The organism is Ktedonobacter racemifer DSM 44963, from assembly GCF_000178855.1.
In the GTDB taxonomy this organism is placed as follows: domain Bacteria; phylum Chloroflexota; class Ktedonobacteria; order Ktedonobacterales; family Ktedonobacteraceae; genus Ktedonobacter; species Ktedonobacter racemifer.
The window spans coordinates 1,538,022-1,564,422 of record NZ_ADVG01000002.1 but is presented as its reverse complement, the minus strand read 5'-3'; the positions used below and the strand labels follow the sequence as shown (position 1 = coordinate 1,564,422).

Below are 26,401 nucleotides of genomic sequence, written 5' to 3'. Positions count from 1 at the left end.
GTCCATGCTGGCATGGACTCCGAGCGAAGCGACAATGTGATGAACACGATGCCAGTTGCTAAAGAAGTGAGATAAACATGGGGCAGCCAATTTGTAAGGCCTGTGGGCAGCCTATTGCAGGTCGCTTTCTGACCGCCCTGGATGCGACCTGGCATCCTGAACACTTCCTCTGTGCCGCCTGTAAGCGCCCTATTACGGATGCACGCTTTACGCCGCACCAGGGGCGGCCATATCACCAGGATTGCTATGCACGCGAGATCGCGCAGCATTGCGTCTACTGCGGAAAGCCCCTCCTGGGCATGTACCGGGTGGATTACTGGGGCAATGCGTTTTGCCAGGAACATGAGAAAGCATACCCTGCGTGTGACTTTTGTGGCCGCCTCATTCCACCCCAGGACCAGGAGCGCGGTGCCGAGGTGGTGCGCTGTCGCGTCTGCCGGGCCAGCGCCATCGAAACGGTCGAAGAGGCCCGTCCGCTCTTTAAACAACTCATTCAATGGGTGGGCGCACAAGGGCTGCGCTACCATCAGCTCCCGCTCAGTCTAGAACTCTGTACGAAAGCGAAGCTGCGCCACTATTTGCACGAGAATGGGCCGACGCACTCGCTGGGCGCGACCATGAGTGTCTCCTACGCCCAGGAGGGGCAGGCCCTGCGCTCTGAGGTGAGCGGGGTCGCGGTCTTGCAGGGTCTGCCCGCGCTTGTCTTTGAGAGTGTGGTCGTGCATGAACTGGGCCATGTCTGGCTAGTGGTCCAGGGCGTCCCTCGGGCAGAAGCGTGGCGCGAAGAGGGCTTTTGCGAAGTACTCTCCTACCGCTATTTACGCTCCCGGGATACGGCGGAGAGCCGTTTCCGCGCCGAGAATATGGAGCGCAACCCCGATCCTATCTACGGCGAGGGCTTCCGCCGTATGCAGTCCCTGATTGAGCGCAAAGGCTTTGCGCGCTTCATCGAAGAACTGGAGCACAGCAAACGCTGGCAATAATATATAGTGTACAGAAGGCGCCCTATGTGTGTCATGACACACATAGGGCGCCTTCTGTATACTATACTTACATGTTTTCGATCCATTCGACCTGCTGGGCTTCGGTCAGGTCGGGGACCTCTAGCTTGTTCAGCAGACGCTGCAAGACGGCCTCTGGCACATAGGCGCGGCGCGCGCGATTGCGTTCCAGGAGTTGTGGGAGGGATGCATCAAGGTAGACGAGCCGCACGCGCGCACCATAGGAGACGAAGAGATCAATAAGTTGCTGCCGCAACTGGCGTGTGATATTGGTCGCGTTCCAGGCGAAGGCCATTTTTTGACGAAGCATGACCCGGGCACGCTCACGCGCAGCCTGGATAACGCGACCCTGATCATCGGTTGGGGCGATACGTAGCTCCCTGCGTAGCTCATCAAGCGAGACGACTGGCAGCTCCGGCACATTGGTTTTGAGCCAGGTATCCTTTCCGCTGCCAGGTAGGCCCGACATCAGCACCACCTCAAATTGCGTCTCGTCATAGGCGACATAGGCTGGATCACTCTGCTCCTTTTGAAAGTAGGTGAAGCGGCTATGCGAGGTCGCGAACTGGCGCGGCGCGTCATAGCACTCCTGCTCCTGGCAGAAGGCATTGAAGAGCTCAATGCGCGTGAGTAGCTCGTCTTGATCGGCACAGATGCGACCACACACATCCGCCTCAGCCAGCAGGGTGAGATGAGAGAGTCGCACGCTCTGGCTGGCCTCAATCACGCTCCGCTGGGGGTTGGGGCTATCCAGAAAGCGCAAGGGAAGTCCATGGAAGCGCACGAGGCGTGCGATATATTCCCTCGCCTGAAGCGCGACGGGCGGGAGTTCCTGCCCATCGCAGAGTATCCGACGCGTAAGCAGCTCGCCCTTCCGGGCGTGCCCACGCGATGAGATGCGCCCATCAGCTGCCAGGTGTGTCATCGCGGGCTTTCCCACATCGTGGAGTAGAGCCGAGGCAAAGAGTAGCGAGCGCTCAGAGGCGGGAAGGTTGTGCCAGGATGGGAGCGCGATCATAGCTTCCGCGACCATGCGCGTATGGATAAAGACATCGCCTTCGCCGTGATATTCAGGTTCCTGGGGCGTACCCGCAAGCGCGCGAAGCCAGGAGAAGCTCTCTGCCAGGCTATCCCAGTCTAGCTTCCAGTCTGGTGGCGGAGGTGTGAAGGGAAAGGTCCAGGCATCTGCTGGTTGGGTGTTTGCTAACATACTATGATCCTCGTGTTGACTCTTGCTGACGGTCAAAATTATAAAAGCTAGAAAAGCTCGACGCCCGGGCGGAGGCGATTGGGAACGATGGGGCGATCCAGCCAGTGGCTCTCCGAGTCAGAGATGGTCTGGAGAAAGCTGGAGCGCACATATTTGTAGCGCTCTTTGACCTCGCCTTGCTCCTCCACTTTGATATACAGCCCCTCCATCAGGGGCGAGGTATCCGTCTCCTTCAGAACGCGTTGAACGTCCAGTCCCCGACTACGGCAGTTTGCCTGCAAGATATCCAGGTGCTCCTCGTTGATAAAGTGAGAGTGCCCAATCAGTGCCGTTAATTCCTGGAGCGTCTGAATGGCTCCAGTGTAGAGAACCTTCACCGATACGACGAACGGGAGCGGGCGCAGCAGTTCCTGCCTGCGTTGTGTGCTCAGAAACTGCCCAGTATGCTTGTCGAGGATATCGAACTCCATAAAGTAGTGGGGCAAATCGGTATAGAAGACGGTGTGCTTGGCATAGAGCCACTCGCCATAGAGCACATAGCGCTCGCCCAGGACATCCCACAGCTCAAAGGTATAGCGATTGGCCCAGGTCTTGAAGAGGTGGAACTGCTTCTCGCGCGGACCCCCATTCAGGAAGTGTCCCCGGCTCTGGAGGAGAAGCTGCCCCTGGCTATCAAAGCTAATCGCGGTATTGGCCCCATCCATCTTCTCTTCAACGACGAGATAGCGACCGGCGAACTCCTGGAGGAGGACAAGCGCGAGATCCTCATCTCCGCGTTGTATACCTGAACCCTCGATATGCTGTGTGCGTGGATATTTGTAGATGTGGATATTGGTACTCATGACGGCATAGCATCCTTGTCTGAAAACCCTGGAGGGAATAGCATAGAAAGCCGGCAGAGACGCGCCAGGCGCTCTGCTAGTAGCACTGCCTGCTTAATTGCTCAGGCAGAAGGGTTGAGGCTGGTCAGGGCAAAGGGCAAAGGGATTATGGAGCCGGAGCCGGAGTCGTCTGCTGCCGGGCGAGAACCAGGTGGGTGTGTGTGAGGGCGCGCTGAGGCAGATCTCCCCTGGCTGTTTGATGTATCTGATGCATTTCTCTCTTCCCGGCACTAAAAATTATATCTCTGCTAATAAAGAATAGTACCATATTCATGAGCCTTATGGAAGTGGGGTAGAAGTAGTTGAAGTTGTGATGGTTGCCGGGCCATGGCCCGGCAACCATCACAACTTCAACTACTCTTAATCTTCGCGGCGGGGGAGGATGGCTTCGGGGGTCTGAGCGACTGCCAGTTGGTCACTGCCCTGGGCCTTGGGCAGAGCCTGTTGGAGCGCGGGAATGGGATCGGCCTTACAGACTGAGGCGGGCTGGTTATTGGTGACCTTGCAGATGGCCGCAGTAAAGATATTGGCGGAACCCAAAATGCTCTTGGAGACATCAGAGCTTGAGTCTGAAAGCTTATTCGCGATCTCTTTCTGCGAAAGATTGGAGATGACCTCGACATTAAAGCTTGGGCCAGTCGAGAGGTACTGGTTCGCGATATCCACAAAAGGGAAGCCGCCCGCGCTTTGCTGGTCGGTGTAAGGTGGAGCGTTATAGGTTTTAATCAATTGCTGCTGCTCGTCGGTGGGCGTCTGGAGTGGCTCATAAAAGTTGCCGGAGCGCTTGTTGGTAAACTGCTCGACTGTGTCCAGGTTGATATAGTTGCTTTGATATTTGCTGCCATAGAAGCTGATAGTTGAGAGACTGGGTGGGCTATCCTCAGCGGCCGAGGTGGTTTGTGGCAGAGCGCTAAAGGTTCCAAAGCGGCTCAGGGCCACGACCAGCGCCCAGCGCTCCCCTGCGCAGTAGGGGCAGAACTCGGCGCCAGAGTAGAAGATCTTGGGCTTGCCATTGGCGCCTGTCAGAATGGGTGGCTTATTCTGTGTGGCCTTGAGGAAGGACTGCACTCCGCCATCTCCCACCGTGTTCAGCGTCGCAGGATCGATACTGGTCACCGCTTTGAGAACCTCGGGATCGGTCGGGCCAGAGGCACCCGGGGCTTGATTCTGCTGGCCCACGTAAATAAAGATGCCAATAACGGCGAGAATCGCGAGAAGAATGCCACCGATCAGAAACCAGAGCGACCTGCGCTGGCGGGTTGCGCGACGCCGAACATTTCTATTTCTGCCGCGATTGGAGCCGGGACGAGGGCGTGCCTGCGTCTCGCTTCGTACAGGACCAGAGGTGAGCGGCTGTGCATTTTTCTTCCGGGTTTTTGCCATAGTGCATGCCTTTCAATGAGTGTGAGTGTGTCAGGATGATTATAGCATTATCTTTCTGTCTGGCCCATTCTGGTACCTGTTTCCTATGTGTGGGAGGTCTGATAGCTAACAATGAGAAGAAAGGATTGCATCTTGCATAACATGCGCCTGCCACTAGAGGGGACGCATCACCGGGGCAATGATGATGCCTGGAATAGTGCCGCTATTCTGGCGGAGTTGCTCCGCCTCAGCCGAGAGGGACGGGTTGTGCCTCTCGGCTGAGGCGAAAAAAAAGGTAGTCTAGAGCGTGTTATGAAATGGTGAATGATATGGAGATCACTCGCCCTTGCTCTGGTTGTTGAGTGCAGGTCCCCAGGCCGAAATACGCGTGGGCGTGAGCATGATCACGGGTTGCTGCTCCAGGAGCATCGCGCGGTACTGGACATAGCGCACGCGCAGGAGCTTAAGCGCGTGCGCGTGCGCTTCGTGCCCTGGATCAATCAATTCGGCGTGACAGTGAACCTGTACATAGCCCAGGTGGCTCCAATCATCTTCGTACTGGTCAATAAGCAAGGCTACCTCAGGGCGTGCTTGAATATTGCGCACGCGCTGGAGCCGTGTTGGCGAGACGCTCTTCGGCTTTTCGTCGAGCGGTGTGTAGAAGCGTTGTCCATCAAAGGCATAGCAGACGGGTATAGCGTGTGGCGTCCCCTGGGCATCTGAGGTGGCCAGACGAGCGACACGCTGGTGACGGACAAACGTCATCTCTGTTTCAGTGAGTGGTGCTTGATGATGCATGTTTCTTATACTTTGTTTGTAAGGAATTTTAGTGTGTGTTCTAGACACTCTAGGCACTCATAGATATTATAGTTTCAGAGCCTACCCGGGTGGCAAGGGGAAAAGAAAATTACTTACTGGTTTGCATGACCTTTCGCGCCTGCGGCGCTCAAGGGTAAGGGGATGTGGGTGGGAAACGCGGCTCAGCCGCGTTTCCCACCCACATCCCCTTACCCGAAGGCTCGCGTAGCGAGCCGAGGCGTAGACCAGCGAAGAATGGAAAAGTGCTGCATGGGTAGACGTTGAGTTTGTTTCTGGTAGAAAGGCTTTTGTAGATATGTCCTTAGTGCAGATAACAGAATCCCCACGAGTGCAGGCGAGTGAGGAGATCCGACGTTTCCGCTGGCGCTTCCCTTTATTGCTTGTATGCTTGCTTGTGGCCCTGACCTGGCAGGTGGTGATGCGTGTAAACACGCCCGCGGCCGATACTCCGCTTGGTCTCTTTCTGATCCTGTATGTGGGGAGCTTCCTGCCTTATGGCCTGTCCTGTGTGCTGATCTTCTGCACGCCAGCGCCGCGAGGTCGCCAGCGTTGGCTGGAGTTGGGTGTCATCCTGCTGAGTGGACTGCTGATGCGTGCGCTCTTTCTGCCGCTGGACCCCAACCTTTCGCGCGATTCCTGGCGTTACCTCTGGGATGCCAGGGTCACATTACTGGGCTATAGTCCCTACGTCTATGCCCCTTTTGATCCTCACTTTGCGCACATACGCGACTTTATCCTTGCGAACAGCCGCTTTCGTACGGCCCCCTCTCTCTACCCTCCCATGGCGCAGGGTATCTACCTCCTCAGCTATCTCCTGGCACCGAGCAATCTGCCTTTCCTCAAAGGCATCTTTGTGCTCATGGACCTGGTAAGCTGTGGTGGAATCGCCTACTTGCTTGCGCGACGCGGTGGCGATTGGAGCCGCTGCATCCTGTATGCCTGGTGCCCGTTGCCGATCATCGAGTTTGCGCTCCAGGGTCATGTTGATGCCAGTACCGTCATGTTCTGCGTCCTGGCGGTGATCTGTGCCCAGGGAAACTGGCGTGGGAGTCGTGTGGCGACTGGCTTCTTAATTGCGCTGGCCACGCTCACCAAGATCTATCCCATTCTTCTGCTGCTGGTGTTAATGCGGCGTCGTGATTGGGCTATGCTCCTGACCTGCGTGTTAACGATCTTTCTGGCATATGTGCCATATCTTATCCTGGGGCATGGCCAGGTGCTGGGCTTCTTCTCCACCTACGCGAGCGAACAGCAGCCAAACGCTGGCCCGGTCTACCTCATCCTGGCGAAGTTGCAGGCCTTCATTCCCAATCCCCTCGCGGCTAAATTGCTCTTCTACGCCGGTGAACTTGTAGTCATGGGAGGAGTGGCGCTAGGTGTCCTATGGATGCGCTGGCGTAAACGCATCAGCGTTGAAGCAAGCGTACTTGTGCTCTATGGCGCGGTCTTCGCGGTCTCCTCGCATATCTTTCCCTGGTATGTGCCGACGCTCCTGCCCTGGATCACCCTGCTCTTTCCTATAGCGTGGCGCCCTGAGCGGCGGCCCCTTAGCATCGGACTGGCAGCGCTGGCCACTTGCTACTTTACCTGTGCCACACTAGGCGGCTACTTCACGCACACCACACCCGACTGGAACCTCTACTACCTCCTTGCCTACTTGCTACCCCTGCTCCTCCTGGCCTGTGCAACCAGCTTTGCCTGGCGACAGCGCCGCGTCAAGGCTCACAGTGATGTGAAGTCGCATTGAGTGGCACGACGCGTGCTTTAGCAGCGTCGGTCGGGAAAAATTTTTTAGGTTGCAAAAGCAGGTATCATTAAGCGTGTCAGCGAAGAGAGATGTGTGTCTTTTCCTTATGCTCAAACAGAAGTCAGGGAACCTATATGCAAAACAAACAAACGCAAGAGTGTCCACGTTCCGCGTCTCCTAAATCTCTATCGAGGGCGGGAGCCATCCTCTTCTCTTCACTATGGGGACTATGTGCAGGTCTGATAGCAAGCCTTCTGGCCGTGGTTACCATGGGCGTGCTGTTCTTCGTTGCTGGCACGCCAACGCCCCCGGAACTATTCGGGGATTATGTTCTCAAACATATTGATGTTGGTACTTTTATCCGGCTCTTAATCATGTTCTCTCCCAACTCGAAGACGACGCCGCTTGGACTGGCCCTGCTGACCATGATCGCCATTGGTACAGTGTTGGGCCTGGTGTATGCCTTCCTGGTCCGGGTGCGGCTCCCCGCGCAAGGTGCGCGACCTGGGCGTAGAGAGTGGGTTGTCGCGCTGCTGCTGACCCTGCTTATGACCCTCACAGGCGTATTGCTCTTCAATGACGAGGTGCGACAGAACCACTACGGTCTACCTGTCCTATGGGCAACCTTCGTGACTGACCTGGCGTTCCTGCTCGATTTCGCTGTGTACGGTATCGCGCTCTGTCTCCTCTACCGCCTGCTCCTGCCAAAGCAAGCGGCTGAGAATGAGGAAGAGGGTGTACGCAGGCGCAGGCAGGCGCTCTCGCGTGTGGGCATGGCTGCGCTGGGCCTGGTGAGCGCGGGCGGTGCGGCGGGCCTGCTACGGGGCTATCTCAACGAGTACGCGGCCTATGATGGCATCAAGACGGTCTCCAATGGGGAGAAGACTGTTCCCATTACACCTAATGACGGACACTACATCGTCACGCAGAACACTGTTGACCCTAATCCTAATATTAACCTGTGGCGCCTGGAGGTGAATGGGCTGGTCAAGCGCGGAGGCACCTATACCTATGATGAGGTGCAGCGCCTGCCCTCGACCTCGCGCGCGATCACCCTGGAGTGTATCGCCAATGGTCCAGGTGGGCATTTGATGGGAACCGCCATCTGGCAGGGAGTCACACTCAAAACCTTGCTTGAGCAACATGGAGGCGCGCAGCCCGAGGCCACGCATGTCGCCTTCTATAGCGTCGATGGCTATACTGTCAGCCTACCGCTCAAAGAGGTTCTGGAGGCGGATGCCCTGCTCGCCTGGCGTATGAACGGGGCGGAGGTTCCGCAGAAGCATGGCTACCCCATGCGTGTGTTGATTCCCGGGCGCTACGGTGAGGAGAATCCCAAGTGGCTCACGCGCGTCGAACTGACCAATCATTTTGTCGGCGGCCTCTATTCAGACCAGGGCTGGTATAATGGTCCGCTCCATATGACCAGTCGCATTGACTATCCGCGAGGAAGCGTTGCCGTGGGGGCAAGCGTTGAGGTTGGTGGTATCGCCTATGGGGGCGACAAAGACGTCCAGCGTGTCGAGGTTAGCACCGACGATGGACAGACATGGAATGATGCCACGCTCACCACGCGGCTCTCCAAAGATGCCTGGGTCTTCTGGACCTGGCAGTGGAGGCCGCAGCAGGCGGGCCGCTACACGCTGGCCTGCCGGATGACCAACGGTTTAGGCGAGGTGCAAACGGGGAAGATCCAGGGCACAGTCCCCAAAGGCTCGACCGGCTACCACAAGGTCACTATTGAGGTGAAATAAAACAAAAAGAGAGGATGTGGAGGCGACGCTGCCCACACACCCTCTCTCTTTGTAATGTGTTTGCTTAGAGCAGGCCCTGCTGCTTCAGGAAATCGGTGGCGACCAGGGTCACAGCACGTGAGACCGAGGCTCCATCGCTTTTCTTCTGCGCCACCTGAGTCTGCAACTGAATGCTGACATCGGTGGTCAGTTTGGGCGCCAGGGGATTGAGCACCGAGGCGATATCAGGATACTTCTGGGCGATATCGTTGCGCACCACAGGGGCGGGATTGAAGGCCGGGAAGCCGTTCTTATCGTCCTTCAAGAAGACGAAGCCACCCTGGGGCACGGTCGCGTCCGTACCGTAGCAGACGGTGATCTGGGCCTTGTCGCTTTTCACAGCATCGAAGCCCAGGGCATAGTCGACGGTCTGGGTACTCTTGAAGCTCTTAGTAGTGAGACCATAGACCTTCTGTAGACCGTCAACGAACGAGACACCATCGCTGGGTGAGGTCAGCGCCAACTGCGAAGCCTTGGCCTTCACATCCGAGATAGAGGTGATACCAAGCTTCTGTGAGGTCTCTTTCGAGGTGCAGAGCGCATAGCCATCGTTGAGCGGGGCTGCATCCAGCCAGGTCAATTTATAGTTCTTATCGAAGCCATCCTTTACCGCCAGGTAATCCTTCTGGGGATCATAGGTGGTGGGCACCTGCAACTTGTTCAGGCCAGTGGCCGTGAACTCAGGATAGATATCGATTGAGCCACTACTGATGGCTTGAAATACGATATTGCTATTGCCCAGGGCGGGTTTCTCCGTGACCTTGTAGCCAGCTTTTTGCAGCAGGAGCGTATACATCTTGGTGAGCAATTGCGACTCTACGTCCAGTTTGCCGCCGACGACAAGGTTGCCTTTGGTGGTGCTGCCGCTGCCAGTGTTGCTGGAGGATGAATTGCCGCTTGTGCCACAGGCTGAGAGCAGCATCAGCAGGACCAGGATCAAGGCCCCAGCAGATTTGGTTTTTAGTGAACGTAAGGACATAAAAAAACTTCTCCTTGTTTGGAAAATCACAAAGAATAGATCGTGTTTGCTCTCCAGGGAAGGAGAGCAAACACGAGGGATCGATCAGGAAACCTGAGACTGCGGCGTGCTGCTCGACTCGCGCAACCCTGCGGGAGTGAGCACACGTTGCAGAATCTCCATGAAGCCCTCTACAATCAAGGCGATAATCGCGACCGGGATCGCACCAGCGAGAATCTCGGTGTTGTCGAGTTTGTAGAGGCCATCGACAATATAGACGCCATACCCATCGGCACCAATAAAGGCGGCAAGCGTCGCGGTAGCAATAATCTGGATCGCGGACGTGCGAATGCCGGCGGCAATAATGGGCATCACGAGTGGGGCCTGGACGCGGCGAATAATTTGCCAGGTGGTCATACCCATGCCCCTGGCGGCGTCGATCATGGCCGCATCGATGCTACGCAGCCCGGTATAGGTGTTGAGCAAAATGGGTGGAATGCCCAGAATGATCAGTGCCACCGCCGCAGGTGTAAAGCCCAGGCCTAGATAGGGCAGAACCGCGATTAAGAAGGCAATGATCGGGATGGCGCGCATCAAGCCACTAAGGTTGATGGCGATAAAGCCTAGAATGGCGCTGCGTGAGACCACGACCCCCAGGCCGACACCGATCACAATAGCGATCACAATGGTAAAGGCGCAGATTTGCAGGTAGGTCGTCGTCTCATAGAGAAAGTTATGCGACGGATCGGCGATATAATTCCAGATGCTGTTCATACGTAAGACCTCTCTTCCTCTCCCTTATGCCACCGAAAGCGCGCTACGACCACGGTTGAGCAGGGTTTGGACGCCCAGCAGTAGCAGGTCGGTCACAATCGCGAACAGGCTGAGCAGAATAGCTCCTGCCAGGACAGCATCCATATCGCGGCTGGTGATGTTTTTAAAGATCAGGTCTCCCAGGCCGCCCTCACCTACCAGGGATGCCAGGGCCGCGATACCGATAATGGTTACCGTTGCGATGCGTATGCCCGCGATAATTACCGGTAGCGCCAGGGGTAGGGTCACGCGAAAGAGGAGCTGCGTTCCGTTCATACCCATCGCGCGTGCCGTCTCAATTAAGAGCGGATCGATGCCATTGAGCGCGGCGGAGGTATTGCGAATCAGCACCAGTTGTGTGTAGAGAATGAGCGGAATAATAGCCGTCGTAAAGCTCAGACCCGTAATGGAGATGAGCACTCCTAGCAAGGCCAGACCGGGAATGGTATACAGCAGGTCCATAAACGTAATCACGGGCAGCGCCAGCTTGCGATAGCGCGACACCAGGATTCCAAGTGGGATCGCGATAACCAGCGAGATCAGCATACTGACTCCCACCAGGAAGGCATGTTGTGAAAGCAGGTTTGGGATGCTCTCTGGGTCCGTCAGATCATAATTGTAAGCGCTTAGTAAATAATGCATAACACTCCTCGTCCTTCAAAAGCGCAATGGAATACATCATCGCGGCATGTGTAAGCCTTGCGAGACAGAATCAGGCGCGAGACCCTTCTGGCTGGTTAGGCTGGGACTGCTGGCCGCGATGGCGTGAAATCTCGCGGTTAATGCTGGCAAGGGTGATGTTGCCTTGAGGTTGAGTGGAGTCAGAGCTGGTGACGGTGAGTGCGGGAGAGCCGGTGGAGAGGAGTTGAAGCATTGCATCAAGCAGAGTTGCATCTGGTGAGCAGGTAGCCGCATCGCCCCAGTGTGCCGACGAAACCGCCTCAGGCCGGTTATCAAGCGCTGTTGAAACGGGCAGGTATTGTAGCTGGCGCAGCGTATTATCCGCGCCCACGAGCTGACTGACAAACCCATTAGCAGGACGCGCGAGCAGTTCCACAGGCGAGCCGATCTGTACCAGCTTGCCCTCAGACATGACGGCGATCTGGTTGCCCAGCTTAAATGCCTCATCGATATCATGTGAGACGAAGAGAATGGTCTTATGTACGTCGCGTTGAATGCGCTGAAGTTCGTCCTGCATGCGCGCGCGTGTAATTGCGTCCAGGGCGCCAAAGGGCTCGTCCATGAGTAGAATCGCCGGGTCGGTAGCCAGGGCGCGGGCCAGGCCAACACGCTGCTGCTGTCCACCAGAGAGCTGGCGTGGGAAGCGCTTGCGATAATCCGCCGGTGGCAGCCCCACCAGGTCCAATAGCTCATCAACGCGCTTGTTAAGGCGCTGTTTCTCCCAGCCCCCAGCGATTTCAGCGGTGACGCGGACATTTTCCCCTACCGTCATATGGGGGAAGAGACCCACCTGCTGAATAACATAGCCAATGCGGCGGCGCAACTGGATAGTGTTCTCCTTGAGCACATTCTTGCCATCGATGATGATCGCACCCGAGGTCGGCTCAATCAAACGATTTACCATACGCAGAAGGGTGGTCTTACCGGAGCCAGAGGTGCCAACAAGCACGCAGGTACTTCCTTCAGGTACTTCAAAGCTAACGGCATCGACGGCCGGTTTTTGCGTCTTGGGATAGAGCTTGGTAATCTCTTGAAAGGCAATGGTCGCCATAAATAAAACAACTCCCTCGTCTTAGCTTACTATCTTTAAAATACCGAAAAGACCAATAGCCCCGGGCTAGCTGGCACAGAAAATTGCTCACCACAGTCTATAACACAATGGATGAGCCATTTTATGCCCAAAAAAACCTCTCTATATTATACGAAACGGCTTATAATTTGGTTGAGATATGTCGTTGCCTGGCGGCTAGCAAGCAAAAAGCAGCGGGAGGGGCTTGCCCCTCCCGCTGCTTTTTGCTTGCTAGCTATTTCACCACGACGGTAAGGTTCATCCCTGGATGGACGGTGCAGTAGAAATGAAAGGTTCCGGCGGTATTAAAGGGGCCAACGGCCTGGCTGTCGTTCCCATTAAATTGGACATTGACCTGGGGAGCGCCATTTTCGGTAAGGGCCTTGGCCGTGTTATCCTGCCAGGTCCCGTTCGCGATAACGTGTACCATGGAGACATCATTGACAATATTGACCTTCTCGCCTTTATGGATGGTGATGGAGGCGGGTTCAAAGGTCAGTTCTTTCATATGGACGCTATTGGGGAGGTTGCTCGTGTTGCCTCCCGTAGCGCAGGCCGCAAAGAGCGTGGCGACTGTGCAACAGAAGAGGAGTAGTGCGATCAGCTTTTTCACAGTTCAAGAATCTCCTGGAAATTAATAGAATGGCAGGGCCTACCCACAAGGCGGCACCCTGCGCAGATGATGTGCTTTTGTGGTCCTGGTCCTATTATAAGTATCGGTTAGCACCGGCGTCTACCTGAGAGATGTTCAGTTCGCACCTGAAAAACTCTCAGGTAAGCACCCGAGTAAATAGGAACGGACAAGTAGTGTAGTGGGTATGTACTGCTACTAATTAATGTGTTTCCCAAATGTAAGAGAGCAAGCGCCTGTAGGGTCTATGCTGGCATGGACTGTGAGCGAAGTGACCTTATCTGTGCCAGGGCATCGGCCCGCGGGCCGGGCGAGTCCTTGCTAGCATGGACCCTACAACTTGCCGGATGTACCAATTAGTAGAGGGTCCAGCCCACGAGGCGCATATCTGTGCCATCGGAGATATCCGCGAAGGCGGTCAGATTGCCCGTATCGAGGAGTCCATAGTACATCTTGCGGTTGGCGCTATGGGGATTGGTCTCTTGCAAGGCAAAAAGCTTGCTATCCTGTGAGACATTCGACCAGGCATACTGAGAATAGGGGCAGAGTGACTGACCGCCGGTTGTGTCATTAGAGAGGCGTGTGAGGCCCGTTCCATCGGTATTCATCCGCCAGAGACCGTTCTTGCTGGTATCCCCGCTGCCGTTCTCGACCAGGAGTAGCAGCGTGGTGGGAGAGATGGCGCGTAGCATGGTGACGACCTGATCGAGATGTGCGATGGGTTGCGGAGTGCCACCCGTTGAGGGCAGAACGCTAATTGTAGTTGGCTCGTTGGCTGAAAGTCCATTGCTGGTGTCGCAACTGGCGACAAAGAGCTTTGTCGTATCGTAGCTCACATCAAAACTGCCACAGTTCCAATTCTGGCTGAAGAGCTTTTGCAGGTTGGCATCATGTTGATCAGGGCCTTGCGTGATATCCAATGTATACAGGTCGCTGCGAGGAGCATCCGCGTTAGGGATAAACGAGGTCAAAAGGATGTGGGTATTGTCCAGCCAGGTGACTGGCATATACGCCAGGTTACTTTGTGGTTGCAGGAGAAGTTGTAGCTTCCCAGAAGCCAGGTTGAGCTGGTAGAGTGATGGCTTGCCGCCATTACTGGGGTACTGATTAAAGACCAGGTTCTGGCTATTGTATGAAAGCTGCATATCGCCTATATGAGTATTGGCAGGGGCACAATAGAGCGTCTGTTGTTCCTGCCCGTCCACGCGGACCAGGCGGAGTTGACTGATACCATTGGTACGCAAGATATAAGTGATCCATTGACCATCTCGTGTAAGTTCGCCCTCGTCAATATGCAGGTTGGGTATGCCTATGATAGGTGTGCCTCTGGCGTTATCATCGATATCACGGCGTTTGAGTGTTCCCCGGGTTGGAGCGCTGTCCGGACCTTCATTGACGATATACACAACCTGGCGATGATTACCCGGTGTGATCGATTGAATGCTTGCGGCCCGGGCGACGTTGCCAGCGGGACAGTCCGTTGTGATGGCGGCTGGTGCAGGTTTTCCCCCAATCGTAGGTGTGGAAGGAATGGAGGTCGGGGTGGTATGGGTTACGATTTGTGGTGTGTTGGATTGGCGGTTGCCGATGTAGCCAGTGCTGTAAAGGATGGCGGCGATACTGGTGGCAAGCGCGATCCCAATAAAGAGATAGGTGAAAAGCGGGAAGCGATTGGCTTTCTGCGCAGGTGGAGGTGTCGGCAGAGTAGATGCGGGTGTTGACTGCCTGGTTGAGGGTTGAGATTGGGCCTGTATGGCCGTGGCCTGCTCCTGTATCTGGCGTATCTCGGATGATGGAGGACGTGAACTATTCATCGATCCGGCGGGAGCAGGGACATGTCGGAAGGGCGTGCTGCCAGCATTGGGCAGCATGGGGGTTGCCAGCTGGGTCTGGAACGGGTTTACTGGAAGTGGCGTCCCATTGTTCAGTGCTGTGGGTGTGTTCGTGTGTGTCTTGATAGGTGTTCCAGTTTGAATCGCCTCTTCCAGGGCCTTGCGAAAGGCGGCAACCGATTGGAAGCGTCGCGCGGGATCTTTCTCCAGAGATTTGAGCACTACTGCCTCAAGTTCAGGCGAGATCGCAGGGTTCAGTATGTGGAGAGGGCGTGGAGGCTCATACAGGTGTCTCACCATGAGGGCGACTGAATCATCAGCGTAGAAGGGGCGCTGACCCGTCAGCAGCTCATAGAGCACGATACCAAGCGAGTAGATATCGCTCGTTTTATCAGGCCGGCTCTGAATCTGCTCCGGCGCCATATAATCAGGCGTGCCCTTGATGGCGAAGCTATCTGTGTGCGTGACATCCCCTGCCAGAGACTTATTTGCCGTGTGCTCTACAATCTTGACGAGGCCGAAATCGGAGAGCATAAGCGTCTTCTCATTCTTGAAGAGGATATTGCCAGGTTTAATATCGCGATGAATCAGACCTTGTTGGTGAGCATATTCCAGCGCATTGAGAACTTGATAGATAAAAGCGAGTGTCTGCTCAAGAGGGAGTGATCCCTGGTGTTGTTGTAGATACTCTCTAAGAGAGCCACCGGGCATATAGGGCATAGCCAGGTAGGCGCAAGTAGCCTGTTCGCCATACTCATACACTGGGAGAATGTGGGGGTGGTCCAGGCGTGCCAGAACGCGTGCCTCTCGCGTGAAATGAGCAAGGAATTCTGCTGTATTGGATGCCTGGTGGTTGGGTTCGAAGACTTTTACCGCGACCTGGCGATGTAGATGAATGTCTTCTGCCAGATAAACAGTCGCGGTACCACCTCGGCCCAGTTCGCTTAGCAGGCGATAGTGGCCTAATATTGTTCCTAGCATGCTCTTACATCCAGTTAATAGATAAAATTTAACTATCTCAATTCGCGTTTATTATAGCAGATATGTACTTAGCGTAAAAGAAAGGGATGCAGTTGTGCATCTTACTATAGCTATCTATTATGCGTAGATAACAAACGAAAACTCACATTCTTAATATTGAGTGAGGTGGTGTCGATTGACGGCCGCAGGCCGTCAATCGACACCACCTCACTCAATATTAACGCTATTGCGCTTGACAGGGGAGAATGAATTGTGTATGCTTGACCCTATACAAAACTAAAGAGCACAAAATCAAAGAGCGAACGCGCTGATCAGGATCAGTAGGCGTGTCGGTGTACTCTAGCAGCGAGCCGAGAGAGTGAAAGTCGGTAGAGATGCCTCGTCGAACCCACCTGGGAGCGTCAGTGATAAACTGACCGGAGTCCTTCACCGTTATACTGGAAGGGGCGGTTCAACAGCGACCGTCAGAGTGGAGATGTGCCGCGAGACATATTTCAAATAAGGTGGTACCACGGGCCAATAACCTCGTCCTTATCTAGGGCGAGTTTTTTTATTGTCTTTATTCTTGGGATTTGGACGCCGAGAGGGGATGCTATGAGCCAGAAGGAAAAGTTTGTCGAAGAACTTGTCGATCAAGAGGATGATTTCTCTGCCTGGTATAACCAAATTGTACGCAAGGCGGAGCTAGCGGACTACGCGCCTGTGCGCGGTTGTATGATTATTCGCCCCTATGGGTACGCGCTCTGGGAGCATATTCAGTCGCTGCTGGACCAGCGTTTTAAAGATACCGGCGTCATGAACGCTTACTTTCCCCTGCTCATCCCGCGCAGCTTCCTGGAGAAAGAGGCCGAGCATGTCGAGGGCTTCGCCCCCGAACTGGCCTGGGTGACGCGCGGCGGCGGCGAAGAACTGGAGGAACCCCTGGCGATTCGCCCGACCAGCGAGACGATCATCGGGCATAGCTACTCCCGTTGGGTGCAGAGCTATCGTGACCTGCCGCTGCTCATCAACCAGTGGAACAACGTGATGCGCTGGGAGAAACGCACGACCCTCTTCCTACGCACCTCCGAGTTCCTCTGGCAGGAGGGCCATACCGCGCACCGCACTCTGGAAGAGGCCGAGGAGCGCACGCGCATGATGCTGGAGGTCTACCGCGACTTTGCCGAGAACGAGGCGGCTATCCCCGTGATTCCGGGCCGTAAGACCGAGAATGAGAAGTTCGCCGGTGCCCTGCGCACATACTCCATTGAGGCCCTGATGGGCGATGGCAAGGCCTTGCAGTCCGCGACCAGCCACAACCTGGGGCAGAATTTCGCCAAAAGCTTCGACATTCAGTTCCTGGACGCCGACGGCGAGCGCAAATACTGCGCCACCACAAGCTGGGGCCTGAGCACACGTATGATCGGTGGCATCATCATGGTGCATGGCGACCCGTCTGGCTTGATTCTGCCGCCGCGCCTGGCACCGTTCCAGGTCGTTATCGTTCCTATCTGGCGTAAGGACCAGGACCGCGCCGTTGTCTTCGAGGCCGTCGAACGCTTGCAGAAGATGCTCAAGGGTAAGGTACGTGTCAAGGTGGACGATAGCGATAACACCCCGGGCTGGAAGTACAACGAGTGGGAGATGCGCGGTGTTCCCCTGCGCCTGGAGATTGGCCCCCGCGACGTGCAGAACAACAACGTCGTGCTGGTCAGCCGTCTTGATCGTTCAAAGGAGTTCGTCTCTATCGACAACCTGGAGACCCGCCTGCCCGAGAAGTTGGATGAGATCCAGAAGGCACTCTACCAGCGTGCCCTGGAGCATCGCGAGAAGAACACGCACTATACCGAGGACTACGAGGAGTTTAAGCGCATCATCGCCGAGAAGCGCGGCTTTGTGCGCGTCAAGTGGGCCGAGGATAGCGCCGCCGAGCAGGCCATCAAGGACGAGACCAAGGCCACCATTCGTGTCATCCCCTTTGACCAGCCCGAGGGCGGCGTCAAGGGCAAGTGTATCTACACTGGCAAGCCCGCCACCTGCGAAGCCATCTTCGCCCGCGCGTATTAATATGCTCTGAAGATTGAAGGCCCTGGTTGCCCTAGGGCAACCAGGGCCTTCAATCTTCAGAACGAATTTGGACTAGGAGAGAAATTATGCGTTATTCACAGCTTTTGGGGGGAACGCTGCGCGAGCGTGCACATGATGTTGAGAGTACGAACCTGGATCTATTAACCCGGGGTGGCTTTGTACGCCAGCTTACCTCTGGTGTGTATAGCATGCTACCACTGGGCGAGCGTGTTATGCGCAAGCTCACAGAGATAATACGCGCAGAGATGGAGAGGATAGGAGGTCAGGAGGTCTCGATGCCTGTGCTACAACCGCGCGAGATCTGGGAGGCCAGGCCGCAGTCGGGGAAGGCCAGTCGAGCGGAGGGGTATGGCCCGGTCCTCTTTAGCCTGCATGATCGCCGCGAGCGCGAGCTTGTCCTGGGGCCGACGCACGAAGAGATCTGCACTCTCCTGGCACAAGAGTTTATTCGTAGCTATCGAGATCTGCCGCGCCTGGTCTTCCAGGTTCAGCGCAAGTTCCGCGACGAGCCGCGTGCGCGTGGAGGTCTTTTGCGCCTGCGCGAGTTTCTCATGAAGGACCTCTATAGCTTTGACGCCGACGAAGAGGGCTTGAACGCCAACTTTGAACTCGTGCGCGAGGCCTATTGCCGTATCTTTGCACGCTGTGGCCTGGATTTTATCGTCGTCGAGGCCGATAGCGGCGCTATCGGAGGCAAGGAATCGCTGGAGTTTATCGCCCTGACTGAGGCGGGAGAAGACACTATTCTGCGCTGCACTGGTTGTGGCTACGCCGCCAACGTCGAAAAGGCCGAGTTCGTGCGCCCGGAGCGTGTCTCCGCAGAGGAGCAGACACTGGAGGAGGTCTACACGCCGAACTGCAAGTCGATCAGCGACCTGGCGGATTTCCTGAGCATATCCGAGGACGAGACCATGAAGGTGGTCTGCTATAGAGCAGGTGGGCAGTTGGTAATGGCCGTGGTGCGCGGTGACCTGGAGATCAATGAGATCAAGCTGACCAATGTCATCACAAAGCGGGGTCTCAACGCCACTGATTTGCGCCTGGCAACGGGGGAAGAGCTGGAACGTGCGGGCATCGTCGCGGGCTATGCCTCACCCCTGGGCGAGAACAAGGCCCTACTGATCGTCGCCGATCACTCCCTTCGTTCAGGCAACAATTTTGTCGCCGGAGCTAATCGCGCCGAGCATCACCTCAAGAACGTCAACTATCCGCGTGATTTCCGCGTTGATACCTGGGCGGATATTGCCTCAGCCTATGAGGGGGCCGCCTGTGTACGTTGTGGTGGACGCTTGCATGCCCTGCGTGGCTGTGAACTGGGGCATATCTTCAAGCTTGGCACCATCTATTCCGACCTCTTTAATGCTACCTTCCTGGATGCCGAGGGGCGCACACAGCCGCTGATCATGGCCTCGTATGGCATTGGTATCTCGCGCCTGCTGGCCTGCATTGTCGAGCAGCAGCATGATGCGCGAGGCCTAACCTGGCCGCTGGCGGTCGCGCCATATGCCGTCTCGCTGGTGGGAATTGATCTGGTGAAAGAGGAGATCGGTCGCGCGGCCGAACAGCTCTATGCCGATCTCTGCGCGGCAGGCGTCGAGGTACTCTTCGATGATAGGCACGAATCGGCGGGCATCAAGTTTAACGATGCCGACCTGCTAGGCCTACCGCTACGCGTCGTCGTCAGCAAGCGCTCCCTCAAACAGGGAGGCGTGGAGCTGAAGGTCCGCACAAGCCAGGAGAGCCAAATCGTTTCATTGAGTGAAGCACTGAACGAGATTCAACAAGTTCTGATGCAACTATAATTAACCTGGTATGCAAGATGTCGCAAAACGGGGTCCAGGGGCAGCGCCTCTGGCGGGGTTTGGGGTGTTCCCAAATTCCTTCTCCCTATAAAAAGAAACAGGGGCTTGCCTTGCGACAAGCCCCTGTTTCTTTTTATACCTATTTGACTGCGACGACGATGGGAAGGGCGGTTATTGCATCGATGGTGACCTTCTCATTATTGGCGCTATCCTTGACGTAGATGCCGGTGGAGGCACCTCCATCCAGGTTGAGTGCTGTCTGGAGCGAGAGGTCCGACGAGGCCAGCAGGTCTGCTGTCTCGTCCAGCGAGAACGATACCCCTGAGCTGATGATAAAGAGTAGGCGCCCCTGTTTATCCTGGGCCACAATGGTGCGGCGCTCGGTCGCTCCATTCGCGTTAAACTGGGTGCGCTGTCCATTCTCAATCATCATTGGCGAGGACTGCGTGGCTTGCTGAAGCTGTTCGTTGTCGGGATCATAGGGATGCGCACTCAGCGAGCGCAGGCGAATGTTTCCCTGGCTATCGACGGAGAGCATGCCGCCGAAGGCGCTATACGATTGGCCATGTGCCTCGCCGTTGCTAACAAGCAGCCCCGTAGGGTGATTGTTATTATCAAAGTAGCCGCCATTGATTAGCACGTGTGCGCCAGTCTCCTTGGTCCACTCGCGCACAGAGAGTGGCTGCGTTGGCTGGTAATGCACGCTGAGATGAATCTGGACTGGATTCATGCGTACGATGACCATCGTATCTTCGTTGTTGCTGGGACCCTTCCAGCGTTCGTAGCGCAGCTCTATGCCAGGCGAGACTGTTTGCCAGACATTGAGTTGTTGGTCCGAACCATTCGCCGAGTTCTGCGAATTGGTGATAGGTGTCCCATTCACGCTGATATTGGGCAGCGCTGAGCAGGCCATCAGGAGGCTGCCCAGCAGCGTGAGTACGCACGTAAGCAACAGTGTGCGCCTGGCGGCTGGCATGAGAAAATCCCTTTCTTGCATTATGCTGGAATGATGTGCAGGAATGGCAGGACGACGCTGCTAAAGCACGCGTCTACATATGACGTACCATGATATGTAGACGCGTGCTTTAGCAGCGTCGTCTTGCACTTTCTGCTTCCAGTTCAACTGGTTACCTGCGCCAGCCAGTTGCCTCGATGGCCGAGACAGTTCCCTTAAACTCCATCGCCAGCTTATATGCGGCGGCGTGAGCAGCCAGTTCGGTCTCATCGCTGAGCGGGGCCAGGTCCACCTTGCCGTAGCGGCGCTCCAGCGCCTTCATGATCAGGAAATCGGTGAACCAGGGATTCTTCGGCAGCAGAGGGCCATGCAGGTAGGTGCCATACACATTATTATAGTTTGCACCCTCGAAACCGTCTTTTCCATTATTGCCCCAGCCCGAAACAACCTTACCCAGGGGCTTGGCCTTGGGTCCCAAGTAGGTGCGTCCGCTGTGGTTCTCATAGCCAACCAGGATCTGTTTGCCCAGGGAACCCAGGTCGCATTCAAGCGCCATGTGCGTCATGAAGCGTTCGGGGTCGCCCTCGGTATGTAGATCGAGGACCCCTGCCCCCTTCAGCTCGGGACCATGGACGCTCTTATAGCTATGGCCCAGCAACTGATAGCCCGCGCAGACTGCCAGGAAGGCAGTTCCAGCCTCGGCGGCCTCGCGCAGGGAGGGGGCCTTCTCCTGAATGTCCTTGGAGGCAATCTCCATCTCGCGGTCGGCGCCGCCATGGAAAAGGATCATATCATATTGGGTAAAGTCAGGCGTCTGTTTGACGTATACGGGATCGACCTCGACCGAGATGCCGCGCCATTTGCTGCGCTTCTCAATCGAGAAGAGGTTTCCACGGTCGGCGGCCACGCACATCAAGGTTGGATAGAGGTGGGCGATCTTAATAACCATGCGTGAATCTGATGTCTGCTCGCTCATGTTAATTTACTCCTCCCAGTAGTGTTTGACCCAACCGTGTTTCTGCATTATTTTACGCAGTTCCTGTGTTGGTGTATAGCCGCTTAGGATATATAGGGAGCCACCCGGTTCGACATTTTTCAATGCAGCCTCTAAGGCACCCTCGTATTCATGGATGACAGAGATCTTACTGGGAGAGAACTCGGCATACTTCAAGCGCAGCGCCAGCTCCTCGGCCTTATTGCCACAGCAGATGGCATCAAGGACATCGGGCACGATCTCTTCAATATCGCAGTCCCAGAGCCAGGCAAAGTCCTGCCCATCAACCACGGTATGGCTCATCGAGAAGAGCATATGCTTCTTGCCACTATGCTTGGCGATCAAGCGCATGATCAGGTTGAAGGAGGTTGGATTCTTGACGAAGGAGAGGTAGATGTTCTTATCGCCAGCCTGAATCTTCTCCAGGCGACCAAAGGCCGGACGCAGGGTCGAGAAGGCTTGCGTGGCTTTCTCAATTGCGAACTCCGTAGCAAAGGCGGCGCCGATAGCGGCGGCGGCATTATAGACGTTATGGATACCAGGTAGCGGCACCGCGAACTCCAGTTCACCCAGGGGGGTGCGCATCGTCACCTGTGAGGGACCTTCGCCATCTTCAGCCAGGCGTGCGGATGTGACCGCGAAGTCGAGTTGGGGCAGGGTATAGCCGCAGGTGGGACAGCGGTAGAGGCCCAGGTGGGAGAGGTAGGCAACCTCGTACGCCAGGTCGCTATCGCAGTGGATACAGCGAATGATGTCGGCTGACTGCTCAGGCACGGGCGTGCCAACCTCTTTGGTCTCCAGGCCAAAGTAGAGGCGGCGAGCCTTGGAGTTGAGCGCGAAGTTGGCGACCTGGGGATCATTGCCGTTGAGCAGGATCGTCGAGGTCTCCGGCAGATTCTCAAGCATCTTGTTGAGCGCATTGGCGACGGAATACATCTCGCCATAGCGGTCAAGCTGATCGCGGAAGAGATTGGTAATAATCACCACGTCGGGCTGAATTTCGGGGACCGCTGCGGGAATGGTCCCCTCATCGATCTCAAAGAGGAGGACATCGCTATCCAGGCGCCCGAAGATGTCGGCGAAATTGACGGCGACCGATGTAACACCTTGCAGCAGGTTCGAGCCAGTGCGGTTCTGAGAGACGCGCTGCCCATTGGAGCTAGCCAGGGCGGCAGTCATGCGTGCCGTCGTCGTCTTACCATTACTACCCGTAATCACAATCTTCTTAGCGCTGCTGGCGCCAACTACTTCTTTTAATACATTAGGATCAATACGGCGCGCGACCATACCAGGGAGGCTGGTGCCACCGCCGATACGCAACAGGCGCCCAGACGCGCTTGCCAGTTTCCCTGCTGAAATAGCCAGGGCGAGACGCGCCCGGCCCAGGCCGGTGGGCGCTTGCGCCGCGTTGTCCTGCTCTGGTGCCTGCTTTGTCGAGAGTTCGTGTTCTATTTGCATAATACTTTTACCACCGTCCCTAATAGGCATCAAGGAGTTCAATGCATGAATATTAGGAGAATAATCCAATAGTGCAGCCTGGTGGCAGTATAGCAAACCAGGGGACACATCGACAAGGGACATAGTCACAATGGTAGTGTGAAATTACTTACTATGTTGTGGGTGTGGAGCGCCCTGGCAGGTAGCCTTTGGCTACCTGCCAGGGCGCTCCACACCCACAACATCTAGATCTTCCTGCATTGTTTGGCGCCGGAGGTGTTGCAGGCGATGGTTGCGTGCTCAAAATTCTGGCTGATGGTGGCGTTATCGTTTGGTTTGGGGCTGCTTATAGGAAAGCCAATTTTGTTCAGGCCACCATTTTTGTCAAAGAATTGTTGGATGGGGCCGCTGGTGCTATAGCCGGTGAAGACGTAGTAGCGTCCTCCATTGGCCATAGGGATAGTGTTCTCCTTCTTGTCCTTGGTAAAGTAGTTCCAATCGGTGTCATAAGGAATGGGGTGTTTGAGGTCTTCGATGGCGGGCGAGATCCAGTCATAGGTATTGAAGCCCCAGTTCATTAAGTCGCGCATATCAGTCCACCAGTCGCTGGTATGCAGGGTAACACCGATGAGGTGATGTTGATTGCGTACGCAAGAGATGACCTGGTTAAAGTTCTTCTCGCCATCCCAGCCTGGCTTGCCACCGTCGACGCCTGGATACCACCAGAGGAACTGGTTGCCGTTGTACATATCGTGGGCGGCATGGTCACCATTGCCTGGAATCAGATAGTGCTGAGTTGCGCTTACCTCGTGAATTAAGGGATCGCTCAAGCTGTATCTGCCGATGTACGCCAGGTCGTGCGCGCTTGAATAGTGGTTGGGCACGATTAAGCCATGGGGATTCATATAGTGCGTATTATGCAGATTCCAGGTTCCTAACTGCTGATTCATTTTAGCCACAAAGGCTGGAACATTGCCACTGAGTGCATCGGCGATAACGATAGCGGCATCATTGCCCGAGACAAGCATCAGGCCATAGAGCAGCTCTTTCAGGGTATAGGTCTCGCCCTTCTTCACCCCCATCAGGGAGCTATCGGCCGAGAGATCGTTCTGGAGATCTCGGTCAATGGCGTCGGTAATGGTGATGCGCTGATCAGGTTTTCCCATGTGCGCGGCCAGATAAGCGGTCATGAGCTTGGTTGTGCTGAGCATGGGGAGGTGCATTAAGGGATTTTGCGCGTAGAGCGTCTTCCCTGTATCGGCATCCAGCACATAGGCCGCATTGGCATAGACAGGTGGCGAGGGATGGTCAGTTGTGGGCGCTTCGACCACGACCTGGTTAGGATCCACCGTTGGCGTCATCGCATTGCCGAGATTAAGCGGATTGGGTAGGGTGATGGCAGAGGAATTATTGCCACGGATGTAGTTGAATCCCAGCGGCAGGAGCACCAGGATGAGGAGTGCCACGGCGATAAATAGAAGCACGTTGCGATCTTTGAAGAACGCGGGCAAAGGGAGCCGAGGCTCAGGCGCTTCTCGCAAGGGGCGACGATAGCGCGGCGCACGCGTAGGTGTAGGTGCTGTTGGCTCATAGACACTGGTATATTTACGTGCTTGAGGGCGAGGAGTGGCTACCGCGCGCTGGTGAGCCGTACGTGGGGTGCGAGGCAAGCGCGAGGGTCTGTCCTCGGGATCCTCCTCCTCTTCCTCTGGTAGCAAACGGGTTGTGCCGCTGACCACGACAAGGTCGCGCGCCTCGCCAGGAGTTTTACTGGTGGCATGAGTGTGTGTATCGGGTTCGACAAGCTCTTCCTCTTCAAAAGGAAGATCTATAGTCTCTTCTTCCTCGTCCGCGAAGAACTCTTCAGGTGCGTCATTATCTTCCTCATCATCGAAATCCTCTGCGTATGTGGCATTATCCTGCCCATAGGAGGCGCGTACCTGCTCTAGCGTTTGCGGGCGCGAGGCGCGTCTGACACTTGGCTGGTCGGTATATTCGCCCGTGTGATAGACATAGTGACGCCTGGGACGGCGGCGTGGGGTGGTCGCGGTATCCTGGTCCTCATATAGAGAGTCGTCATCGTCGTCTGTCGGGGCTGGTGGATAATATCTCGATTGCTCATCATCTTGTGATGGAATGTCAGGCATGAGCCGAGTCTCCTCAGATAAATTATGTCGGGTGTTCGTCGTTGTAAATAGATAAGTCCTGGCTATACCTGGGCTTTTAAATGAGTAAGAGGGTGCTCTAGATGTCTTAATATTTTGCCTATATTACCCGGGCTTCTGGCTATTGCCAACATTATATGCCCAGTAATGTATCTTATGCAATAGTGTTGCATCAGGTATCACTAGGATTCCTGAGTATTGCACCAGGTGTCACGGAATTCTTGCTTGTCCCTCCCCCTTGAGTACCAGCGCTTCCTTCTCCCCAGGTAAGTATTGTGTGGAAAATAGAGCTTCGCCTTATTTTCCACACAATACTTACCTGAGCGCCGCAGGCGCGAAGGGTTCCCTCTCTAAGGGAGTGTATAGTATTACCTTCTGGCTTGCATTTTTGCGGGTGAATACTATGACTTTTTGGAGAGAAAACGGCCTCATTTACAAAACTTTTTGAAGAACTTAAAAAAATCTTGAGGTTTGTCTGGTAGTGTAGGGGGTAGAGCAAAATGTCTATTCCAGAGTTCTGTCTGGCGACTATATTCAGGAAAATGTATGATGAAAACAACACACGCACATGTCTATGCTGCACCTGCGTCACTTGCAGATGATATATTGCTTGAACACATAGAGAATGGCGACCAGGCGGCCTTTGAAACCTTGATGCAACGCTATTCGGCCATTTTATGTAAGTTTGTCTATACGCATATCAGCGATTATGAGCAGACGCGCGATATTGTCCAGAGCGTCTTTATGCAGCTTTACATTTATGTGCCCAAATTGCGGGCCAACTGGTCGCGTCAGACCTCACACGCGCCCTTGAAGTCCTGGCTCTTCCAGGTCGCGGCCAATCGCTGTACCGATGAATTGCGCAAGCGGCGCCCGTTGCTCTTTTGTGAACTCGATGTGCCGCTGGAGGACGATGAAAACTCCTGGCCCTATACGATTGCCGATAATCATCCCCAGCCCGATGAAGAACTGGAGCGTAAAGATATACGCACGGCCCTTCGGCGCGCTATTCTGGCCTTACCCCCTCGTTTTCGCTCAATTGTACTTTTGCGCTATCAGGAAGAACTGACCTTTAGCGAAATTGGGCGCATCCTGGGCATGCCAGAGAACACAGCTAAGACCTACTTTCAGCGCGCCCGCCCTCTCTTGCGTGCCGCTCTCACCTCTTAAGGATGTATGTTGTGGAGGGGCGAATGTCATGCG

Annotated in this window: 21 protein-coding genes; 7 read left to right on the top strand and 14 right to left on the bottom strand. The window is 55.4% G+C overall.

Translation table 11 applies throughout. The features are described 5' to 3' along the window. Positions 1 to 77: 77 nt before the first annotated feature. Positions 78 to 983 (top strand): protein DA1, encoded by a 906-nt coding sequence (locus tag KRAC_RS23115; protein WP_007911282.1) that lies wholly within the window; start codon positions 78 to 80, stop codon positions 981 to 983. A gap of 67 nt (positions 984 to 1,050) precedes the next feature. Here the strand turns inward: KRAC_RS23115 and KRAC_RS23110 are convergent, their stop codons facing one another. The 3 genes from KRAC_RS23110 to KRAC_RS62300 form a co-directional block, all read right to left on the bottom strand. Next, the gene (locus KRAC_RS23110; RefSeq protein WP_007911280.1) at positions 1,051 to 2,211 is read right to left on the bottom strand and encodes an AAA family ATPase; all 1,161 of its coding nucleotides are present in this window, start codon (positions 2,209 to 2,211) and stop codon (positions 1,051 to 1,053) included. Positions 2,212 to 2,258: 47 nt separating this feature from the next. After that, positions 2,259 to 3,053: an RNA ligase family protein gene (locus KRAC_RS23105; protein WP_007911278.1), complete on the bottom strand. Its 795-nt coding sequence runs from the start codon at positions 3,051 to 3,053 to the stop codon at positions 2,259 to 2,261. Positions 3,054 to 3,452: 399 nt separating this feature from the next. Then, complete coding sequence (locus KRAC_RS62300; RefSeq protein WP_007911274.1) at positions 3,453 to 4,475, bottom strand: DUF929 family protein; 1,023 nt, start codon at positions 4,473 to 4,475, stop codon at positions 3,453 to 3,455. A 111-nt stretch (positions 4,476 to 4,586) separates the two neighbouring features. Here KRAC_RS62300 and KRAC_RS71560 point away from each other — a divergent pair, with 111 nt between their 5' ends. Further along, positions 4,587 to 4,736 (top strand): hypothetical protein, encoded by a 150-nt coding sequence (locus KRAC_RS71560; RefSeq protein WP_007911272.1) that lies wholly within the window; start codon positions 4,587 to 4,589, stop codon positions 4,734 to 4,736. A gap of 54 nt (positions 4,737 to 4,790) precedes the next feature. Here KRAC_RS71560 and KRAC_RS23095 read toward each other — a convergent pair whose 3' ends face one another. Further along, the gene (locus KRAC_RS23095) at positions 4,791 to 5,252 is read right to left on the bottom strand and encodes a TIGR03668 family PPOX class F420-dependent oxidoreductase (RefSeq protein WP_007911270.1); all 462 of its coding nucleotides are present in this window, start codon (positions 5,250 to 5,252) and stop codon (positions 4,791 to 4,793) included. Between the two features lie 316 nt (positions 5,253 to 5,568). Here KRAC_RS23095 and KRAC_RS23090 point away from each other — a divergent pair, with 316 nt between their 5' ends. Both KRAC_RS23090 and KRAC_RS62295 read left to right on the top strand, forming a co-directional pair. After that, positions 5,569 to 7,020 carry a glycosyltransferase family 87 protein gene (locus tag KRAC_RS23090; protein WP_007911269.1) on the top strand — a complete coding sequence of 484 codons (1,452 nt, stop codon included), beginning with the start codon at positions 5,569 to 5,571 and terminating at the stop codon, positions 7,018 to 7,020. A 134-nt stretch (positions 7,021 to 7,154) separates the two neighbouring features. Further along, positions 7,155 to 8,774, top strand: coding sequence for a molybdopterin-dependent oxidoreductase (locus KRAC_RS62295; protein WP_007911267.1), 1,620 nt, complete (start codon positions 7,155 to 7,157; stop codon positions 8,772 to 8,774). A 64-nt stretch (positions 8,775 to 8,838) separates the two neighbouring features. Here the strand turns inward: KRAC_RS62295 and KRAC_RS23080 are convergent, their stop codons facing one another. The 6 genes from KRAC_RS23080 to KRAC_RS62290 form a co-directional block, all read right to left on the bottom strand. After that, positions 8,839 to 9,792 (bottom strand): glycine betaine ABC transporter substrate-binding protein, encoded by a 954-nt coding sequence (locus tag KRAC_RS23080; protein ID WP_007911265.1) that lies wholly within the window; start codon positions 9,790 to 9,792, stop codon positions 8,839 to 8,841. 84 nt (positions 9,793 to 9,876) lie between these two features. Continuing rightward, a complete protein-coding gene (locus KRAC_RS23075; RefSeq protein ID WP_007911264.1) occupies positions 9,877 to 10,545 on the bottom strand; it encodes an ABC transporter permease in 669 nt (222 codons plus the stop codon). A 24-nt stretch (positions 10,546 to 10,569) separates the two neighbouring features. Next, positions 10,570 to 11,226, bottom strand: coding sequence for an ABC transporter permease (locus KRAC_RS23070; RefSeq protein ID WP_007911262.1), 657 nt, complete (start codon positions 11,224 to 11,226; stop codon positions 10,570 to 10,572). 70 nt (positions 11,227 to 11,296) lie between these two features. Next, a complete protein-coding gene (locus KRAC_RS23065) occupies positions 11,297 to 12,316 on the bottom strand; it encodes an ABC transporter ATP-binding protein (RefSeq protein WP_007911260.1) in 1,020 nt (339 codons plus the stop codon). Positions 12,317 to 12,569: 253 nt separating this feature from the next. Continuing rightward, positions 12,570 to 12,947: a cupredoxin domain-containing protein gene (locus tag KRAC_RS23060; RefSeq protein ID WP_007911259.1), complete on the bottom strand. Its 378-nt coding sequence runs from the start codon at positions 12,945 to 12,947 to the stop codon at positions 12,570 to 12,572. A gap of 374 nt (positions 12,948 to 13,321) precedes the next feature. After that, positions 13,322 to 15,778 carry a serine/threonine protein kinase gene (locus KRAC_RS62290; protein ID WP_007911258.1) on the bottom strand — a complete coding sequence of 819 codons (2,457 nt, stop codon included), beginning with the start codon at positions 15,776 to 15,778 and terminating at the stop codon, positions 13,322 to 13,324. Positions 15,779 to 16,372: 594 nt separating this feature from the next. Here KRAC_RS62290 and proS point away from each other — a divergent pair. Together proS and KRAC_RS23045 are read left to right on the top strand one after the other, a co-directional pair. Continuing rightward, positions 16,373 to 17,824, top strand: a complete 1,452-nt coding sequence (gene proS, locus KRAC_RS23050; protein ID WP_007911257.1) for a proline--tRNA ligase — start codon at positions 16,373 to 16,375, stop codon at positions 17,822 to 17,824. Between the two features lie 86 nt (positions 17,825 to 17,910). Further along, on the top strand, positions 17,911 to 19,647 hold the full coding sequence (locus KRAC_RS23045) for a proline--tRNA ligase (RefSeq protein ID WP_007911256.1): 1,737 nt from the start codon (positions 17,911 to 17,913) through the stop codon (positions 19,645 to 19,647). Between the two features lie 139 nt (positions 19,648 to 19,786). Here the strand turns inward: KRAC_RS23045 and KRAC_RS23040 are convergent, their stop codons facing one another. The 4 genes from KRAC_RS23040 to KRAC_RS62285 all read right to left on the bottom strand — a co-directional run bounded on the left by KRAC_RS23040 (position 19,787) and on the right by KRAC_RS62285 (position 25,180). Continuing rightward, the gene (locus tag KRAC_RS23040) at positions 19,787 to 20,623 is read right to left on the bottom strand and encodes a phosphodiester glycosidase family protein (RefSeq protein ID WP_007911255.1); all 837 of its coding nucleotides are present in this window, start codon (positions 20,621 to 20,623) and stop codon (positions 19,787 to 19,789) included. A 151-nt stretch (positions 20,624 to 20,774) separates the two neighbouring features. Beyond that, positions 20,775 to 21,578 (bottom strand): type 1 glutamine amidotransferase, encoded by an 804-nt coding sequence (locus KRAC_RS23035; protein WP_007911253.1) that lies wholly within the window; start codon positions 21,576 to 21,578, stop codon positions 20,775 to 20,777. Positions 21,579 to 21,584: 6 nt separating this feature from the next. Continuing rightward, positions 21,585 to 23,054 carry a MurT ligase domain-containing protein gene (locus tag KRAC_RS23030; protein ID WP_040444054.1) on the bottom strand — a complete coding sequence of 490 codons (1,470 nt, stop codon included), beginning with the start codon at positions 23,052 to 23,054 and terminating at the stop codon, positions 21,585 to 21,587. 224 nt (positions 23,055 to 23,278) lie between these two features. Then, positions 23,279 to 25,180 (bottom strand): D-alanyl-D-alanine carboxypeptidase family protein, encoded by a 1,902-nt coding sequence (locus KRAC_RS62285; RefSeq protein ID WP_007911250.1) that lies wholly within the window; start codon positions 25,178 to 25,180, stop codon positions 23,279 to 23,281. A gap of 564 nt (positions 25,181 to 25,744) precedes the next feature. Here KRAC_RS62285 and KRAC_RS23020 point away from each other — a divergent pair. Next, entirely contained in the window at positions 25,745 to 26,368 is a 624-nt protein-coding gene (locus KRAC_RS23020) for an RNA polymerase sigma factor (RefSeq protein WP_007911249.1), read from the top strand. Positions 26,369 to 26,401: the final 33 nt, after the last annotated feature.

What these genes read in the sequence shown, in the direction of transcription:
- KRAC_RS62285 (WP_007911250.1), bottom strand. Translation starts at nt 25,180, where the DNA reads ATGCCTGACATTCCATCACAAGATGATGAGCAATCGAGATATTATCCA.
- KRAC_RS62295 (WP_007911267.1), top strand. Translation starts at nt 7,155, where the DNA reads ATGCAAAACAAACAAACGCAAGAGTGTCCACGTTCCGCGTCTCCTAAA.
- KRAC_RS23105 (WP_007911278.1), bottom strand. Translation starts at nt 3,053, where the DNA reads ATGAGTACCAATATCCACATCTACAAATATCCACGCACACAGCATATC.
- KRAC_RS23095 (WP_007911270.1), bottom strand. Translation starts at nt 5,252, where the DNA reads ATGCATCATCAAGCACCACTCACTGAAACAGAGATGACGTTTGTCCGT.
- KRAC_RS23040 (WP_007911255.1), bottom strand. Translation starts at nt 20,623, where the DNA reads ATGCCAGCCGCCAGGCGCACACTGTTGCTTACGTGCGTACTCACGCTG.
- KRAC_RS23020 (WP_007911249.1), top strand. Translation starts at nt 25,745, where the DNA reads ATGATGAAAACAACACACGCACATGTCTATGCTGCACCTGCGTCACTT.
- KRAC_RS23080 (WP_007911265.1), bottom strand. Translation starts at nt 9,792, where the DNA reads ATGTCCTTACGTTCACTAAAAACCAAATCTGCTGGGGCCTTGATCCTG.
- KRAC_RS23090 (WP_007911269.1), top strand. Translation starts at nt 5,569, where the DNA reads ATGTCCTTAGTGCAGATAACAGAATCCCCACGAGTGCAGGCGAGTGAG.
- KRAC_RS23070 (WP_007911262.1), bottom strand. Translation starts at nt 11,226, where the DNA reads ATGCATTATTTACTAAGCGCTTACAATTATGATCTGACGGACCCAGAG.
- KRAC_RS23065 (WP_007911260.1), bottom strand. Translation starts at nt 12,316, where the DNA reads ATGGCGACCATTGCCTTTCAAGAGATTACCAAGCTCTATCCCAAGACG.
- KRAC_RS71560 (WP_007911272.1), top strand. Translation starts at nt 4,587, where the DNA reads ATGAGAAGAAAGGATTGCATCTTGCATAACATGCGCCTGCCACTAGAG.
- KRAC_RS23115 (WP_007911282.1), top strand. Translation starts at nt 78, where the DNA reads ATGGGGCAGCCAATTTGTAAGGCCTGTGGGCAGCCTATTGCAGGTCGC.
- proS (WP_007911257.1), top strand. Translation starts at nt 16,373, where the DNA reads ATGAGCCAGAAGGAAAAGTTTGTCGAAGAACTTGTCGATCAAGAGGAT.
- KRAC_RS23075 (WP_007911264.1), bottom strand. Translation starts at nt 10,545, where the DNA reads ATGAACAGCATCTGGAATTATATCGCCGATCCGTCGCATAACTTTCTC.
- KRAC_RS23045 (WP_007911256.1), top strand. Translation starts at nt 17,911, where the DNA reads ATGCGTTATTCACAGCTTTTGGGGGGAACGCTGCGCGAGCGTGCACAT.
- KRAC_RS23030 (WP_040444054.1), bottom strand. Translation starts at nt 23,054, where the DNA reads ATGCAAATAGAACACGAACTCTCGACAAAGCAGGCACCAGAGCAGGAC.
- KRAC_RS23110 (WP_007911280.1), bottom strand. Translation starts at nt 2,211, where the DNA reads ATGTTAGCAAACACCCAACCAGCAGATGCCTGGACCTTTCCCTTCACA.
- KRAC_RS23035 (WP_007911253.1), bottom strand. Translation starts at nt 21,578, where the DNA reads ATGAGCGAGCAGACATCAGATTCACGCATGGTTATTAAGATCGCCCAC.
- KRAC_RS62290 (WP_007911258.1), bottom strand. Translation starts at nt 15,778, where the DNA reads ATGCTAGGAACAATATTAGGCCACTATCGCCTGCTAAGCGAACTGGGC.
- KRAC_RS62300 (WP_007911274.1), bottom strand. Translation starts at nt 4,475, where the DNA reads ATGGCAAAAACCCGGAAGAAAAATGCACAGCCGCTCACCTCTGGTCCT.